The sequence below is a fragment of the Microbacterium trichothecenolyticum genome, from assembly GCF_041938625.1.
GTDB classification, from domain to species: domain Bacteria; phylum Actinomycetota; class Actinomycetes; order Actinomycetales; family Microbacteriaceae; genus Microbacterium; species Microbacterium trichothecenolyticum_D.
The window spans coordinates 3,216,044-3,231,714 of sequence record NZ_CP169427.1; the positions used below are offsets into that span (position 1 = coordinate 3,216,044).

Here is a 15,671-nt window from a genome sequence, read left to right on the forward strand (position 1 = left end):
ACGGAGCCCCGGGCGCCCATGCCGGGTACTGTTCACCACGGGGGCACCGTCCGTTAACCTTCCCTGGCGACAATCGGCCGGGCGCGGGCGCAAGCCCTCCCAGACCATGAAAGGTGCGTCGGAATGCGCGAAGTCTTCCACCAGTCCCTCGAGGACGTGCAGGGGCGTCTCGTCGAGATCGCCGAGCTCGTCACGATCGCCATCGACAAGGCGACGCGCGCGTTCGGCACGAGCGACGTGGCCCTCGCGGAGGAGGTCATCGAGGCCGACGCCGTCATCGACGAGAAGGCCGTCGCGCTCGACGAGCTCGCGATCGAGATCCTCGCCCGCCAGCAGCCGGTCGCGCGCGACCTCCGCATCGTCGTCAGTGCACTGCGCATGAGCGCATCGCTCGAGCGCATGGGCGACATCGCCGAGCACATCGCCCAGCTCACCCGCATGCGCTTCCCCGAGCGGGCCATCCCCAAGGGCCTCAAGTCCACGTTCCTCAAGATGGGCGAGCTCGATGTCGAGGCCGCGCGCCAGCTCACCGAGCTGCTGCGCACGCAGGACGGCGACCTCATCGATGAGATCCGTAACGCCGACGACAACCTCGACGAGCTGCACGTCTCGGTGTTCGAGAAGGTGCTCAGCGACAGCTGGCAGGGCGATCCGTCCGCCACCGTCGACGCCACGCTCGCCAGCCGCTACCACGAGCGCTTCGGCGACCATGCGGTGTCGGTGGCGAAGAAGGTCGCCTACCTCTCCACCGGAGACTGGACCTCGAGCACCGACACGATCGACGTCGTCACCCCGTCTCTGTAAAGCCCGTCACGCGGCCTGCAGCTGGGGGCTGCCGCTGCGAAGACGAAGAAAAGGAAGAGCGGATGCCTCGTGGGGAGGCATCCGCTCTTCCGTCGTCTGCGAGATCAGGCCTTGCCCTGGTTCGCGACCGCGGCGGCGCCGGCGGCGGCGGCCTCGGGGTCGAGATACTCGCCCGGGCCGAGGGGCTCCAGGTTCTCGTCGAGGCGGTAGACCAGCGGGATGCCCGTGGGGATGTTGAGCTCGGAGATGTCGGCGTCGCTGATGCCGTCCAGGTGCTTCACGAGGCCGCGCAGCGAGTTGCCGTGCGCCGTCACGAGCACGGTCTTGCCGGCCTTGAGGTCGGGGACGATGTCGCTGTGCCAGTACGGCAGCATGCGGTCGATGACGATCTTGAGCGACTCGGTGTCGGGAACCTCGCCGTCGATGCCCACGTAGCGCGGGTCGCCGACCTGGCTGTACGGGTCGTCGGCGGGAAGCGGGGGCGGCGGCACATCGAACGAGCGACGCCACAGCATGAACTGCTCGTCGCCGAATTCTGCGAGCGTCTGCGCCTTGTCTTTGCCCTGCAGGGCGCCGTAGTGGCGCTCGTTCAGGCGCCACGAGCGCTTCACGGGGATCCAGAGGCGGTCGGCGGCGTCGAGCGCGATGTCGGCGGTCTGGATGGCGCGGCTGAGCACCGAGGTGTGCAGCACGTCGGGGAGGATGCCGGACTCGGCGAGCAGCTCGCCGCCGCGCTGGGCTTCGGCCTTGCCCTGCTCGGTGAGGCGGACGTCGACCCAGCCCGTGAACTGGTTGGTCTTGTTCCACTCGCTCTGGCCGTGTCGGAGGAGGATCAGCGTGTAGGGCGCGGTCATGCGCCCCATGATATCCGCGCCGGGTGTCGCCCCCGGATGCTGTGACGGCACGGCTGGCATCATGGAGGCATGGCGCGGGGACCGGTCGGGCAGATCACGCGCGGCACCACCGGCACCAATCGGCTGCGGCGCGTGGACCGCTGGATCGCGCGGCACCCCGCGCTCCGCCGCGCGGCGGACCCGCTCGTGGTCGACCTCGGCTACGGCGCGAGCGGCGTGACGGCGCTGGAGCTGTACGCGCGCCTGGTCCGCGCACGGCCCGACGTCGAGGTGCTGGGCCTCGAGATCGATCCCGCGCGCGTCTCGCGGGCGCGGGCTCAGCTCGAGCAGGTGCGCGCCGGCGCCACGTCGTTCGCCTCCGACGCCCGCGTCTCGTTCGCGCGCGGCGGATTCGAGGTACCCGTCCCGGGCGCGCGCCGACCCGCGGTCGTCCGGGCGTTCAACGTGCTGCGGCAGTACGACGAGTCGGAGGTCGCAGCGGCGTGGGCGACGATGTGCGCGCGCCTTGCACCCGACGGACTTCTCGTCGAGGGCACGTGCGACGAGATCGGCCGCATCGCGACGTGGGCCGCGATCGGCCCCGACGCCGCGCCGCGCACCCTCACGGTGTCGCTGCGACTGGCGGGGCTGCAGCATCCGTCCATCGCCGCGGAGCGGCTCCCGAAGGCCCTCATCCACCGCAACGTCCCCGGGGAGCGGGTGCACATGTTCCTCACGGCCCTCGACACGGAGTGGGAGCGGGCGGCGAGTGTGTCCCCCTTCGGTCCGGTGCATCGATGGCGCACGGCACTGTCGGCGCTGGCCGCCGCCGGCTGGCCGATCCTCGAACGGTCGCGGTGGCGCCTCGGCGAGGTCACCGTGCCGTGGGATGCCGTGTCCCCGAGCTGAGTCGCGCCGCTCGGTCGGTCACACGCGAGGCAGCACGGCACGCGCTTCGGCCGACGGCATGCCGGTCGCGGTGAGGAGGTCGACCGCGAACGGCCGCATCGCCGTGATGAGGTTCTGCTCGCCCTGCGACCCGTCCGGGAGGATCTGCGCCGGATCCAGCCGCACGGCGACCGCGCGCACCGCTTCGCGGGCGGCGGGCTGCAGCGAGATGTCGTCGAGGCTCTCGCCCACCAGCTCGGCGGCGCGCATGAGCTCGGCGAGCACCTCGGCCGGGACCGGACGCCGCTGGCCGTCGTCGCACAGGTAGACCGCGCGACGCGCGACGACACGGAGGTTGCGGGTGGCGAAGTCCATCGCCTGCAGCACCGCGTGGTGGCGGCGCAGCTCGGCGCGCTGCGGGCGCAGCCACGGCGAGAAGGCGGCGACGGCGAGGCCGGAGTCCAGCGAGGCGCGCCACTCGTCGATGCGCGGGGCGATCGCCCGCGCCTTCTCGAGACCCCGGGCGGCGCGCAGCGCATCGCCCCGTCGCAGCGCCTGCACGATCGTGCGTGCCGCGGCGTCCGCCGCCGCGAACACGGCGTGGCCGTCGCGCGCCTCCTCCCGGCGGGGATTTCGCGGGATCAGTGCGGTCACCGCGAGGGCGGCGACGCCGCCCACGGCGCCGTCGATGAGCCGGGAGAACGGCTCGGTCGCCGGCAGCGACATCACGATGCACGCCTGGACGCCCGCCATGATCGCGAACGGCGGGTACGGAGAGAGGAATCGGGCGACCAGCAGGGTCACGCCGAGGGCAAGCGCCAGCTGCCACCACCCCGGGCCGACGAGCACCACGAAGCCCTCGGCGACGAGGATGCCGACCAGCATCCCGACGACCGTCTCGAGCACGCGCCGGGGGCGCGCGTCACGCACGAGGCCGAGGCTGGTGATCGTCACGGTGGCCGCGAGCAGCGGCGCCGGATGCCCGAGGACGTAGTGTGCGAACGCCCACGCGGCGGTCGCCGCGACCGTGATCTGCACGATCGCGAGCGCCGAGCCGCGCACGCGTGACAGCTGCGGGCGCAGATCCAGCCGGGCGCGCCAGCCCGTGGGCACCACCTGGGTGATCGCGGCGGTGTCGCCGTCGCCGCTCACCGCCGGATCCTCTACTGGGCCGCCGCGCGGCGCGACAGGCGCGTGATGCGCGGCACGTTCGCCGTGGCGCCGGCATCCGGCGGCACGACGACCTCCTGCGCCGCCGCGACCGGGCCGTCGGCGGTGTCGACCGTGAGCGCCGCGTCGACCGGGGTCGTGCGACGGACGACCGCGAGTGCGATCGGACCTTCTTCGTAGTGCAGCGCCGCGGAGGTCACGATGCCGACCTCGGTGTCGCCGAGGCGCACGGCCGCACCGTGTTCGGGGAGCACGCTGCCGGAACCGTCCAGCTGCAGCGCGACGAGGCGCCGCGGCGGGTGCCCGAGGTTGTGCACCTTGGCGATCGTCTCCTGCCCGCGGTAGCAGCCCTTATCGAGGTGGACCGCGGTGCGCAGCCAGTCCAGCTCGTGCGGCAGCGCGCGCTCGTCGACGTCCGTGGTCCATCGCGGGCGCCACGCGGCGACGCGCAGCGCGTCGGCCGCCACGAGACCGGCGAGTTCGAGCTCGCCCCGGGCCGCAGCATCCGCGATCCGCTGCTCCTCGTCACGCGTGACGATCGCCTCGGCCCAGTCGCGATCCGCACCCGGGTGGGGGTCGACCGGCGCGTAGGCGTGACCGCCCGGCGTGACCGACGGCCACGGGTCACGCCACACCAGGGGCACCCCGGCGGGAGTCGCGGGCGAGATGCGCTCGAGCGCCGCGGCCGTGCCGCCGATCACCGCATTCTCGTCGTCCGCGATGCGCGGGTCGACGCGCAGGCGGAACCGCATCTTGCGCAGCCAGCCGAACAGTCCCTCGACGTCGGCGCGATCGGCGATGAGCCAGGTGGTCTCACCGTCATCGAGGACGGATGCCGCGTGCTCGACGTGTCCTTGCGGGTCGAGGATCAGGAACTCGGTGCCGACGCCGGGGGCAAGACGCGTCAGGGCCTGCGACGAGAGCGAGTCGAGCCAGGTGAGGCGGTCTTCGCCCGGGACCGCGATGACGGCACGGTCGGCGCGGGACACGAGAGCCGCGCCCGCGGCGAGCCGGCGCTGCTCGACGAGCGGGTTGCCGAGGTGCTGCAGACCGCCGTCGTCGACGACGGCACCGGGTAGGGAAGCGAACGGGGTCGCCATCACTGCACTTCCGTTCATTCCGCTCGGGCGAGGCGGGCGGACGCGTGCGCGCCGAGCTCGAAGCCGAGGGCCGCGATGTCCCACGCCCACAGCAGGTGGTTGTCGACGAGCCCGTACATGCGCGTCGCCGCCGCGTACGACTTCGCGCCGGCGGGCCGCACGACGGCGTCCGTCGCGATGTCGATCCGGGGGCCCTTGATCTGGCCGAGGTAGAGCTCGCTGACGCCGTCGGCGTGCACGAGGGCCGCCTCGAGGTCGAAGCCCCCGTCGGCGTTGCGCAGCTGCTCGATGTCGTCGGTCGTGCGGGCGACCGGAGCGGCGAGCGCGGGAAGAAGACCCGGGCCGGCATCGGCGTCGGTGGCCGTCAGCGCGAGGCGCCAGTAGCCGAGCTCGGCCACCAGGCGGGTGCGCTTCTCGGGATCGTCGGCGTCATGCAGCCAGGCGTCGGCCGAGTAGTTCAGGTAGTCGCCGCCGTCATGGCTGAAGCTGACGCGGTGCGTGAACTCGCCCGTGTAGGTGTGGTCGCCGTAGTCGATGACGCCGGTGCCCTCCCACACTCCGATGAGCCACGACAGCGGGACGAGCTCCGCCGGAAGGTCGGTCGGGATGTCGAGCACGACCGGGCCTGTCAGCGCTGGCCGCGGTAGAGGTTCTTGACGACGACGGCGGAGACGAAGACGATCGCCAGAGACGCCAGACCGAGCAGGCCCACGAAGAACAGTTCGAGCGCGACGGTATCCATATGAGGGAGTCTAGCCGGGAACGAGAGCGGCCAGACCGAACCCCAGGCTGATGACGCCCATCACGAGGGCAGCACCCAGGACACTCGCCGCCACGCGCTCGGTGAATCCCTGCGACCGACCCGACCAGAGCTGGATCGCGAACCCCGCGATGAGGCATCCGCCCAATCCGACGCCCAGCCACGCGGCGCGCCACTCTGGCGCCGCCAACACGCCGACGACGATCGCGATCAGCGCCGCCAGCACCCAGACGGCGACGATGCCGCCGATGGTGCGGCGAGGGGCGAGTTCAGGCACGGCCACGCGTCCCATCATCGCGCATGGACCCGCGCGGCGCACCGCCGCGACGCGGGCGGCGGCGTGTCGGCGGACGACATGCGCATCGAGCGCCCCTCGCCCACGCCCTACACTGGGGTTCGCGGCGCACCCCCCTGCGCCGGGAAGGCGATCCATTGGCACAGCTCCTGGTTCTCAGTTCCACACACGGAGGCGGCCCTGTCCTGCCCTCGCTCGAACTGCTGAGCCACCGCGTGCGCCTGATCCCCGCCGAACCCGCTCAGCTCGTCAACGCGCCGAGCGCCGACGTCATCTTCGTCGACGCCCGCGTCGACCTCGTCGGCGCGAAGTCGCTGTGCAAGATCCTCAACACCACGGGCCTCGACGCACCCCTGCTGCTCATCGTGACCGAGGGCGGCCTGACCGCCGTGTCGCCGGACTGGGGCGTCGACGACGTCATCCTCTTCACCGCCGGCCCCGCCGAGGTGGACGCCCGCATCCGCCTCGCCGTCGGCCGCCAGTCGGCCGAGCAGGTCTCGACGCGCATCCAGACCTCGGGCATCACGATCGACGAGTCGTCGTACTCGGCCAAGGTGCACGGGCGTCCGCTCGACCTCACCTACAAGGAGTTCCAGCTCCTCCACTTCTTCGCGACGCACCCCTCGCGCGTCTTCACCCGCGAGCAGCTGCTCAGCGAGGTGTGGGGCTACGACTACTTCGGCGGCACGCGCACGGTCGACGTGCACGTGCGGCGCCTGCGCGCGAAGCTCGGCGACATGGAGCAGCTCATCGGCACCGTGCGCAACGTGGGCTACCGCTTCAACGTCTACGAGGACGAGCCCGAGCCCGCCTCCCGCGAGCGCACCGACGCCTGACCGGCGGGGCCCGTCGGGCGCACTCCGCTCGTTCACGCGCGCGACACTTCGTTCACACTCTCGTCACGTCACCCTGCAATGATGAAGGGATGATCGAACCCGAGGTGCTCGACGCCGGCCTGGGCGATGCGGACGACGACGACTTCGACCTCTCGGAGGTCTTCGACTCGCAGCTTCCCGACCACCGCTACCTGGATCGCGAGCTGAGCTGGCTCGCCTTCAACCAGCGTGTGCTCGAGCTCGCCGAGGATCCGAACCTCCCCACGCTCGAGCGGGCGAACTTCCTGGCGATCTTCGCCAGCAACCTCGACGAGTTCTTCATGGTCCGCGTCGCCGGCCTCAAGCGCCGCATCGTCACCGGCCTCGCGCTCCCGACGAACGTGGGCCGCTCCCCCGCCGACGTGCTCGCCGACATCTCCGCCGACGCCCACAAGCTGCAGCTGCGCCACGCCGAGGCGTGGACCTCGCTCGTCAAGCCGGCGATGGCGGCGGCCGGCATCCAGGTCGTCTCGTACGAGTCGCTGGACCGGAGCGAGCGCGAGGCGCTGTACGACTACTTCCAGGCGCAGGTGTTCCCGGTGCTCATGCCGCTCGCGGTCGACCCGGCGCACCCGTTCCCGTACATCTCGGGCCTCTCGCTCAACCTCGCGATCCGCATCCGCAGCGCCCGAACCGGGCGCCAGGAGTTCGCGCGTCTCAAGGTTCCGCCGATGCTCCCGCGCTTCGTCGAGCTGCCGCCCGCCGACGGCGCGGTGCGTTACCTGCCGCTCGAAGACCTCATCTCCAACCACCTCGACGACCTCTTCCCCGGCATGGAGGTGCTGGACCACCACGCCTTCCGCCTCACCCGCAACGAGGACGTCGTGATCGAGGAGGACGAGACCGAGAACCTCATCCAGGCGCTCGAGGCCGAGCTGCTGCGGCGCCGCTTCGGCCCGCCGATCCGCCTCGAGATCACCGACGACATGGACGACGTGACGCTCGACCTCCTCATCAAGGAGCTCGACATCACCCAGCAGGAGGTCTACCGGCTCCCCGGCCCGCTCGACCTGCGCGGCCTGTTCGACCTGTCGCGCATCGACCGTCCCGATCTGCACTACAAGGCGCACCTGCCGACGACGGCGCTGGCGTTCCAGCCGGGCGACAACAACGAGCGACCCGACATCTTCGCCTCGATCCGCAAGGGAGACGTGCTCGTGCACCACCCCTACGAGTCGTTCGCGACGAGCGTGCAGGCGTTCCTCGAGCAGGCCGCGAAGGATCCGCACGTCCTCGCCATCAAGCAGACGCTGTACCGCACGTCGGGCGACAGCCCCATCGTCGAGGCGCTGATCGACGCCGCCGAGGCGGGCAAGCAGGTCCTCGCACTCGTCGAGATCAAGGCGCGCTTCGACGAGGCGAACAACATCGTCTGGGCGCGCAAGCTCGAGAAGGCCGGCGTCCACGTCGTCTACGGCCTGGTCGGCCTCAAGACCCACTGCAAGCTCGCCCTCGTGATCCGCGAGGAGAACGGGGTGCTGCGCAGCTACAGCCACGTCGGCACGGGCAACTACAACCCCAAGACGAGCCGCATCTACGAGGACTTCGGCCTCTTCACCGCCGACGACCAGGTGGGCCGCGACCTCACGCGCCTGTTCAACGAGCTGAGCGGCTACGCGATCGAGAAGAAGTTCAAGCGCCTGCTCGTCGCGCCGCTGCACCTGCGCAAAGGCCTCCTCCGCCTCATCGACAAAGAACGCCGCAACGCGCTGGCCGGAAAGCCCGCGAGCGTTCGCATCAAGGTCAACTCGATGGTCGACGAGCAGATCATCGACTCCCTGTACCGGGCGAGCCAGGCCGGGGTGAAGGTGGAGGTCTGCGTCCGCGGCATCTGCTCGCTCAAGCCGGGTGTCGCGGGCATGAGCGAGAACATCACGGTGCGCTCGATCCTGGGCCGCTACCTCGAGCACTCGCGCATCTTCGCCTTCCACAACGACGGCGACCCCGTCGTGTACATCGGCAGCGCCGACATGATGCACCGCAACCTCGACCGCCGCGTCGAGGCGCTGGTGCGGGTGGTCGCGCCCGCCCACGTGAAGGAGCTCAACGACCTCTTCACGCTGTCGATGAGCGACTCGACGAGCTCGTGGCACCTCGGCCCCGACGGGGAATGGGTGAGGCACAGCGCGGACGAGGAGGGCAAGCCGCTCCTCGATCTGCAGGACCGCACGATGGTCAATGTGCAGCGCCGCCGGCGGGCGCGGGCGGTGCGATGACCGAGACGGCCGTCTACGCGGCCGGGGGCGTCGTCTGGCGTGTCGTCGACGACAAGCTGCGCGTGCTCCTGATCCACCGCACGAAGTACCGGGACGTCACCCTTCCCAAGGGCAAGGTCGACCCCGGCGAGATGCTCGCCGAGACGGCGGTGCGCGAGATCCACGAAGAGACCGGCATCCGCGTCTCGCTCGGCGTGCCCGTCGGGGTGTCGCGCTACCACCTTCCGAGCAAGCGCATCAAGATCGTCCATTACTGGGCCGCAGAGGCGACGGATGCCGCGATCCGCGGTTCTGCGTTCGTGCCGAACAAAGAGATCGCGGCGATCGAGTGGGTCTCGCCGAAGAAGGCGCTGAAGCGGCTCAGCTACCCCGTCGACACCGAGATCCTGGAGAACTTCATCCGGCTCGTCGACGAGGGCGTGCTGCGGACGTTCCCCATCGTCGCGCTGCGGCACGCCAAGGCGGTCGCCCGTGAGGAATGGAAGGGGAAGGATGCTGCGCGCCCCCTCGCCGCGCGCGGCCGCAGGCAGGCCGCCTCCATCGTCGGCCCCCTCCGCGCCTTCGGCGTCCGGCGGATCGTGTCGAGTCCGGCCGCCCGCTGCGTGAAGACCGTCGCGCCGCTGTCAGCCGCTATCGGGCGCGAGATCGACACGAACAAGCTCATCAGCCAGGACGCGTGGGAGGACGGCACGTCCGATGCGCGCACGGTGATCGGCGAGCGGGTGCGCGCACGCAAGCCCGCCGTGCTGTGCAGCCACGGGCCGGTGCTTCCCGACATCCTGAGCGAGCTCGCCCTGGCGACCGGGACGCTTCGGGGCTCCTATCTCGGCAGCGCGTCGGCCCTGGAGCCCGCCGCGTTCTCCGTGGTGCACCTGTCGGTCGAGAACCCGGGCTCGGGCATCGTCACGATCGAGACCCACGAGCCGAAGGTGTGATGGCGCCTGCCGCGTCGATCGTCGACATCGCGTGGGCCGCGGTGCCGCCCGGCTCACCCCGGCGCGATCACGCATGGCGGCTGCTGGCGGAGCTGCTGCCCGCCGGCGCCGATCTCGAGAATCCGTGCCCGCGCTGCGGCGGACCGCACGGCCCGGTGGTCGTCGCCCGCGCCCCGTTCGTCGCGAGCGTCACGTATGCGGGCGGGTACGCGATCGCGGCCGTGGCGGCGACCCGGGACGCGGCGGCCCTCGGCATCGACGCCGAGCCCGAGCTCGACGCGCGCCGCGACGCGGCAGGCATGACGGGGGTGCTCGGCGACGGTGACGCCACCGTCAGGGACTGGGTCCGCGTCGAGGCGACGCTGAAGGCCGACGGCCGGGGCCTGCGGGTCGAGCCCGCGACGGTCGACGTCGTGCCGGCGGCGGATGGATGGACGGCGGCCGTTCCCGACGGCGACGTCTACACCGGGTGGGACGTGCCCGGCCCGCCCGGCATCCTCGTGAGCGTGGCGGTGCTCAGTCGCGAGAGCCCGGGGGCCTCGCCCACCGCTTGACCGCGGGTGGCGGCAGCCGCGCGGGCAGCGGCGGGAGCGCCGCGGTGTCGAGCCAGTCCCGGAGCAGGGCGGCCGCCGCCGCGCCCGCGACCCGCGCGACGCAGTCGCGGAAGGCCTCGGTGCTGGCCAGCGCATGCCGGTGCTCGCGCACCCACGTGTGCAGCAGGTCCGCGAACACGTCGGCGCCGACCCTGCGGCGCAGCGCCTCGAGCGTCAGCGCGCCGCGCTTGTAGACCCGGTCGTCGAACATGAGCGCGGGGCCCGGGTCCGAGATGACGAGGTCCTGCGGCAGCGCCTGGAGGCGCGCGTGGTGCTCGTCGGCGAGGGTCGCGATATCGGGGCCGCCGGACGCCTCCGACCACAGCCACTCCGCGTAGCAGGCGAAGCCCTCGTTCAGCCAGATGTCGCGCCACCGCTCGACGCCGACGCTGTTGCCGAACCACTGGTGGGCGATCTCGTGGGGCACCAGGCGCGCGGCGTCGGGCTCGAAGTGGTTCGCGCCGAACACGACGAGCCCCTGCGCCTCGAGGGGGATCTCCAGGGGATCGGCGGTGACGACGACGGTGCAGCCCTCCTGCGGGTACGGTCCGAACGCCTCCTCGAAGCAGTCGAGGATGCGCGGCACGTCCGAGAACCACCGCCGGGCGGCGGTCACCAGCGGCGCCGGAGCCATCAGCCGCACCGGCCCGAGCGCGCTCTCGCGGTAGGGACCGATGTGGACGGCGGCGAGGTACGTCGCCGTCGGCACCTCCGACACGAACTCCCAGCGTGTGAGCCCGCCGAGGCGCACGGGCGGATGCGGCACGCCGGTCGCGGCGACCGTGTACTCGGGATCGGTCGTGATCGCGATGCGGAACCTGGCCCGATCGTCGGGGCGGTCGTTGCAGGGGAACCACGTCGGCGCGCCGACGGGCTGCGAGGCGACGAGCACGCCGTCCTCCAGCTCCTCCCACCCGATCATGCCCCACCGGGAGCGCCGTGGCCGCGGCGCCCCCGCGTAGCGCACCTCGATGGAGAACTCCTCGCCCACCTCCAGCGCCTGCGGCGGCGTGACGCGCAGGCCCGCAGCATCCTGTGTGAACTTCGTCCGCGCGTCGCCGTCCACCCGCACCCGTGACGCGCGCAGGCCGATGAGGTCGAGCCGCACCGAGCGGGTCCGCTGGGTCGCGACCGCGTTGACGAGCGCGGTGCCCTCGAGCCGGTTCGTGTGGACGCGGTAGCGCAGATCGAGGTCGTACGAGACGACATCGAAAGAGTCGTCGCCGCTGCGCGGCGTGTACGGATCCGGGCCGATCACGACGTCGACTGGTACGCGCGCACCTTCACCGCGCGCCACGGTCCGATCGGATTGCCGCTCCAGCGGGAGCCGACCGGCACGCTCTCGCCCCGCATCACGAGCGACGCGGGTCCGACGGTCGCGTGGGCGCCGATCGAGGCGGCAGGAAGGATCACGCTGTGGGGCCCGAGCGTTGCACCGGGTTCGAGTTCGACGGTGTCCATGCTCATGATTCGATCATGGAACAGGTGCGTCTGCACGACGCACCCCCGGTTCACCGTGGATGCCTCGCCGAGCGTCACGAGGTCGGGCTCGGGCAGCCAATAGCTCTCGCACCACACGCCCCGCCCGATGCGGGCGCCGAGGCTGCGCAGCCACACCGCGAGCGCCGGTGTACCGGCGGCCGCCCGCGCGAACCAGGGCGCCGCCAGCATCTCGGTGAACGTGTCCGACACCTCGGTGCGCCACACGAAGCTCGACCACAGCGGCTGCTCCCCCGCGCGGATCGGTCCGACGAACAGCCACTTCGCGACGGTCGAGATGCCGGCGGCGAGCGCACCCGCGGCCAGGAGCACCACGCCCGACAGCAGCAGGGTGATCCACGGGCCGACGGTCTCGACGAGAGCGGCCAGCGCGAACAGCACCAGGAGACCGAGGGCGCAGGTGACGACGACGGGGATGAACCGGCAGATCTCCCACAGCGACCGTGCGACGCGCAGCGACGTCGGCGGATCGTAGGTGCGGCTCGCATCGCTCTCGTTCGGCTGCCGGCGCAGGCGCGTGGCCGGCGAGCCGAGCCACGACGAGCCCGCCTTCGCCTTGACAGGCGCGGCCGAGAGCACCGCGACGAGGCCGTCCTTCGGCACAGTGTGCCCGGGCGACGCCATACCGGAGTTGCCGAGGAACGCGCGCTTGCCGATGCGCACCTCGCCGAGCCGCAGCCATCCGCCGCGCATCTCGTAGGACGCGACCATCGTGTCGTCCGCGAGGAACGCACCGTCTTCGATGCGCGTCATCGCCGGGATGAGGAGGACGGTGGATGCCTCGACGTCGTGTCCGACCCTCGCCCCGAGCAGACGCAGCCAGACCGGGGTGAACAGGCTCGAGTAGAGCGGGAACAGGACCGTGCGGGCCGAGTCGAGCAGGCGCTCGGTGGACCACGCCTGCCACCCGATGCGACTGCGCACGGCGTGGGTGCCCTCGTGGAGCCCGATCGCGGCGAGGCGGACGCCCAGCACGACCGCGCCGGCGTAGACGAGGCCGGTCACGAGCACCGCGGGCACGAGCCAGACGAGCGCCGCGCCGAGGGCACTCGTGAGGTCGGGGGCGCCGCGCATGCCGATCGCGAGCACCACCCCTCCCGCCGCGAAGCTCACGATGGGGAGGAGGCCGAGGGCCACGGCCGAGGCCGCGTAGGCCCACAGCCACCGGCGCGCGGCGTGCGGACGCTCGGTGGGCCACCCCTCGCTCGTGCCGCCGACGCGCACGGCGGGTGAGCCCGCCCACGACTGGTTCGCCCGCACACGGCCGAAGACGGCAGAGCCCGGCGCGATCTCAGCGCGCTGGCCGATCCGCGTGCCGGGCGCGAGGGTGCTGCGCGTGCCGACGGTGGCGTCGGCGCCGATGCGCACCTCGCCGATGCGCACGAGGTCGCCGTCGATCCAGTAGCCGCTGAGGTCGACCTCGGGCTCGATGGACGCGCGATCGCCGACCTTCAGCATCCCGGTGATCGGCGGAAGCGTATGCATGTCGACATCCGTGCCGATGCGGGCGCCCAGGGCGCGCGCGTAGTACGACACCCACGGCGCGCCGGCCAGACCCACCGCGTCGACCTGGTCGGAGATCTGCTCGGCGAGCCAGAGCCTGAGGTGCACCGATCCGCCGCGCGGATAGTCGCCGGGACGCAGCCCCGCGAGGAGCAGTCGAGCAGATGCCGCGGCGATCGCCATGCGGCCGAACGGCGTCGCGAAGATCACCAGGCCGACGATGAGCAGCCACCACGGCGCCGAGGGCAGCGCCTCGAATCCGGGGAACAGCTGCAGGATCGCCCCCGCGGTCAGGAGATAGAGGAGCCATCGGACGCCGGAGAGGATGAACAGCGGAGCGCCCAGGAGCGACTGCACCCATTGCGTGGTGCGGGGCGTGGGCTCCGGCATCCGGAAGTCCCCCGCCTCCTCGCGTGAGAGGAACGGCTGGAGAGCCTTGGCCATCGCCCCGAGGCGTGGCACGTCGTAGATGTCGGCGACCGAGAAGTCGGGGACGCGCGCGCGGATGCGCGAGACGAGCTGCGCGGCGGCGAGCGAGCCGCCGCCGAGGTCGAAGAAGTCGGCCTTGCGGTCCGGCACCGGAAGTCCGAGTACCGCCTGCCACTGGTCGGCGAGCCACGCCTCGTCGGGGCTCAGATCGGCGCGCGGGCTGTCGAGGTCGGGCAGCGGCCACGGCAGTGCGGCGCGGTCGACCTTGCCCGAGGTGCGCACCGGGAGGTCCGGCACGACGGCGAGCAGCGGCATCACGCCGGCGGCGAGACGCTCGGCCAGGTGCGCGCGGGCTGCGGCACGGTCGAGTTCACCGTCGACCACGAGATAACCCACGAGGACGGGGACTCCCGCGTCGCTCGTGCGCACAGCCGCGCTCGCGGCGGTCACCCCGGGAAGCTCCTGCAATGCGTTCTCGACCTCGCCGAGCTCGATGCGACGCCCGCCGACCTTGACCTGGTCGTCGGCACGGCCCTGGAAGAGGAGCCCCTCCGGCTCGTAGCGGACGAGGTCGCCGGAGCGGTAGGCGCGCTCCCAGCCGAGGGTCGGCATCGGCGCGTACTTCTCGAGGTCTTTGACCGGATCGAGGTAACGGGCCAGGCCCACGCCGCCGATGATGAGTTCGCCCAGACCGCCGGGCTCTACCTGCCGGTCGTCGCCGTCGACCACGGCCAGCGCCCAGCCGTCGAGCGGGAGGCCGATGCGCACCGGGCCTTCGCCGTCGAGGAGCGCCGCGCATGCGACGACGGTGGCCTCGGTCGGACCGTACGTGTTCCAGACCTCGCGGCCGTCGGCGACGAGTCGCGCGACGAGTTCGGGCGGACAGGCCTCGCCGCCGAAGATGAGCAGGCGCACGTTCTCGATCGCGTCGGCCGGCCACATCGCGGCGAGCGTCGGCACGGTCGAGACGACGGTGATCGCCTGGCGGATGAGCCACGGCGCCAGGTCCTCGCCCGAACGCACCAGCGAGCGCGGCGCCGGCACGAGGCACGCGCCGTGCCGCCACGCGAGCCACATCTCCTCGCAGGAGGCATCGAACGCGACCGACAGGCCCGCCAGCACACGGTCGCCCGGCCCGAGCGGCGCGCCCTGGAGGAAGAGGCGCGCTTCGGCGTCGACGAATGCGGCGGCGGAGCGGTGCGACACCGCCACGCCTTTGGGAACCCCCGTCGACCCCGAGGTGAAGATGATCCACGCGTCGTCGTCGATCGTCGGCGGCGGCACCGTGACGATCGCGTGCGTGCTCGGATGCGGCGCCGCGCCGCCGAACAAGGCCGCGGGCTCCTGCCCGTCCGCGGCCGCCGCGGGGACGTAGGCGCCGCCGTCGCCGATGACGCCGTGGACGTGCGCCTCCCCGAACACGAGCTGCGCCCGCTCGTCGGAGTCGTCGGCGTCGACCGGGACGTACGCCGCACCCGCGGCGATGATCCCGAGGATCGAGATGTAGAGCTCCTTCGAGCCCGACGGCATCCGCACCCCGACGCGGTCGCCCCGGCGGACACCCGCCTCGTGCAGCAGCGCGGCGGTGCGCGCGACGCGCGCCATCAGCTCGCGATAGCTGAGCGCTCCCGAACCGTCGTCGAGAGCAGATGCCTCGGGCGTGCGCTCCACCGTGGCGCGGAGGATGTCAAGCAGCGTGCGCGGCTCCGGTGCCGCGTCGGAGCGACTCAGCGGTGCCGGCACGGCCGGCGGCGAATCGATCGAGATCAC

At 72.0% G+C, this 15,671-nt stretch carries 13 protein-coding genes; 6 read left to right on the plus strand and 7 right to left on the minus strand.

What is annotated here, in order from left to right:
• Positions 1 to 123 precede the first annotated feature (123 nt).
• The gene (gene phoU / locus ACEYYH_RS14930) at positions 124 to 804 is read left to right on the plus strand and encodes a phosphate signaling complex protein PhoU (protein ID WP_374975120.1); all 681 of its coding nucleotides are present in this window, start codon (positions 124 to 126) and stop codon (positions 802 to 804) included.
• A 104-nt stretch (positions 805 to 908) separates the two neighbouring features.
• Here phoU and ACEYYH_RS14935 read toward each other — a convergent pair whose 3' ends face one another.
• Complete coding sequence (locus tag ACEYYH_RS14935) at positions 909 to 1,658, minus strand: phosphoglyceromutase (protein ID WP_374975121.1); 750 nt, start codon at positions 1,656 to 1,658, stop codon at positions 909 to 911.
• Between the two features lie 69 nt (positions 1,659 to 1,727).
• On the opposite strand from ACEYYH_RS14935, the gene ACEYYH_RS14940 reads away from it, so the two are divergent.
• A complete protein-coding gene (locus ACEYYH_RS14940) occupies positions 1,728 to 2,546 on the plus strand; it encodes a class I SAM-dependent methyltransferase (RefSeq protein WP_374975122.1) in 819 nt (272 codons plus the stop codon).
• 18 nt (positions 2,547 to 2,564) lie between these two features.
• On the opposite strand, the gene ACEYYH_RS14945 is transcribed toward ACEYYH_RS14940, so the two are convergent.
• The 4 genes from ACEYYH_RS14945 to ACEYYH_RS14960 all read right to left on the minus strand — a co-directional run bounded on the left by ACEYYH_RS14945 (position 2,565) and on the right by ACEYYH_RS14960 (position 5,847).
• On the minus strand, positions 2,565 to 3,677 hold the full coding sequence (locus ACEYYH_RS14945) for an aromatic acid exporter family protein (RefSeq protein ID WP_374975123.1): 1,113 nt from the start codon (positions 3,675 to 3,677) through the stop codon (positions 2,565 to 2,567).
• A gap of 11 nt (positions 3,678 to 3,688) precedes the next feature.
• Positions 3,689 to 4,795, minus strand: a complete 1,107-nt coding sequence (locus ACEYYH_RS14950; RefSeq protein WP_374975124.1) for a YgfZ/GcvT domain-containing protein — start codon at positions 4,793 to 4,795, stop codon at positions 3,689 to 3,691.
• Positions 4,796 to 4,809: 14 nt separating this feature from the next.
• Entirely contained in the window at positions 4,810 to 5,412 is a 603-nt protein-coding gene (locus tag ACEYYH_RS14955; protein WP_374975125.1) for an FABP family protein, read from the minus strand.
• Between the two features lie 135 nt (positions 5,413 to 5,547).
• Complete coding sequence (locus ACEYYH_RS14960) at positions 5,548 to 5,847, minus strand: hypothetical protein (RefSeq protein ID WP_374975126.1); 300 nt, start codon at positions 5,845 to 5,847, stop codon at positions 5,548 to 5,550.
• A 140-nt stretch (positions 5,848 to 5,987) separates the two neighbouring features.
• Between ACEYYH_RS14960 and ACEYYH_RS14965 the strand changes: the two genes are divergently transcribed.
• From ACEYYH_RS14965 to ACEYYH_RS14980, 4 genes are all read left to right on the plus strand, one after another.
• A complete protein-coding gene (locus tag ACEYYH_RS14965) occupies positions 5,988 to 6,686 on the plus strand; it encodes a DNA-binding response regulator (protein WP_374975127.1) in 699 nt (232 codons plus the stop codon).
• A gap of 89 nt (positions 6,687 to 6,775) precedes the next feature.
• The gene (locus ACEYYH_RS14970) at positions 6,776 to 8,941 is read left to right on the plus strand and encodes an RNA degradosome polyphosphate kinase (RefSeq protein WP_374975128.1); all 2,166 of its coding nucleotides are present in this window, start codon (positions 6,776 to 6,778) and stop codon (positions 8,939 to 8,941) included.
• On the plus strand, positions 8,938 to 9,876 hold the full coding sequence (locus ACEYYH_RS14975) for an NUDIX domain-containing protein (RefSeq protein ID WP_374975129.1): 939 nt from the start codon (positions 8,938 to 8,940) through the stop codon (positions 9,874 to 9,876). Before ACEYYH_RS14970 ends, ACEYYH_RS14975 begins: the two co-directional genes overlap by 4 nt.
• A complete protein-coding gene (locus ACEYYH_RS14980) occupies positions 9,876 to 10,430 on the plus strand; it encodes a chemotaxis protein CheY (RefSeq protein WP_374975130.1) in 555 nt (184 codons plus the stop codon). The genes ACEYYH_RS14975 and ACEYYH_RS14980 overlap by 1 nt, the downstream gene beginning before the upstream one ends.
• Here ACEYYH_RS14980 and ACEYYH_RS14985 read toward each other — a convergent pair.
• Positions 10,393 to 11,727, minus strand: coding sequence for a M1 family metallopeptidase (locus tag ACEYYH_RS14985; protein WP_374975131.1), 1,335 nt, complete (start codon positions 11,725 to 11,727; stop codon positions 10,393 to 10,395). The two genes, ACEYYH_RS14980 and ACEYYH_RS14985, sit on opposite strands and share 38 nt — an antisense overlap.
• Positions 11,724 to 15,671, minus strand: a complete 3,948-nt coding sequence (locus ACEYYH_RS14990; RefSeq protein WP_374975132.1) for a Pls/PosA family non-ribosomal peptide synthetase — start codon at positions 15,669 to 15,671, stop codon at positions 11,724 to 11,726. The genes ACEYYH_RS14985 and ACEYYH_RS14990 overlap by 4 nt, the downstream gene beginning before the upstream one ends.

Coding starts and splice junctions, on each gene's coding strand:
- phoU (WP_374975120.1), top strand. CDS start 124: ATGCGCGAAGTCTTCCACCAGTCCCTCGAGGACGTGCAGGGGCGTCTC.
- ACEYYH_RS14935 (WP_374975121.1), bottom strand. CDS start 1,658: ATGACCGCGCCCTACACGCTGATCCTCCTCCGACACGGCCAGAGCGAG.
- ACEYYH_RS14940 (WP_374975122.1), top strand. CDS start 1,728: ATGGCGCGGGGACCGGTCGGGCAGATCACGCGCGGCACCACCGGCACC.
- ACEYYH_RS14950 (WP_374975124.1), bottom strand. CDS start 4,795: ATGGCGACCCCGTTCGCTTCCCTACCCGGTGCCGTCGTCGACGACGGC.
- ACEYYH_RS14960 (WP_374975126.1), bottom strand. CDS start 5,847: ATGGGACGCGTGGCCGTGCCTGAACTCGCCCCTCGCCGCACCATCGGC.
- ACEYYH_RS14970 (WP_374975128.1), top strand. CDS start 6,776: ATGATCGAACCCGAGGTGCTCGACGCCGGCCTGGGCGATGCGGACGAC.
- ACEYYH_RS14975 (WP_374975129.1), top strand. CDS start 8,938: ATGACCGAGACGGCCGTCTACGCGGCCGGGGGCGTCGTCTGGCGTGTC.
- ACEYYH_RS14980 (WP_374975130.1), top strand. CDS start 9,876: ATGGCGCCTGCCGCGTCGATCGTCGACATCGCGTGGGCCGCGGTGCCG.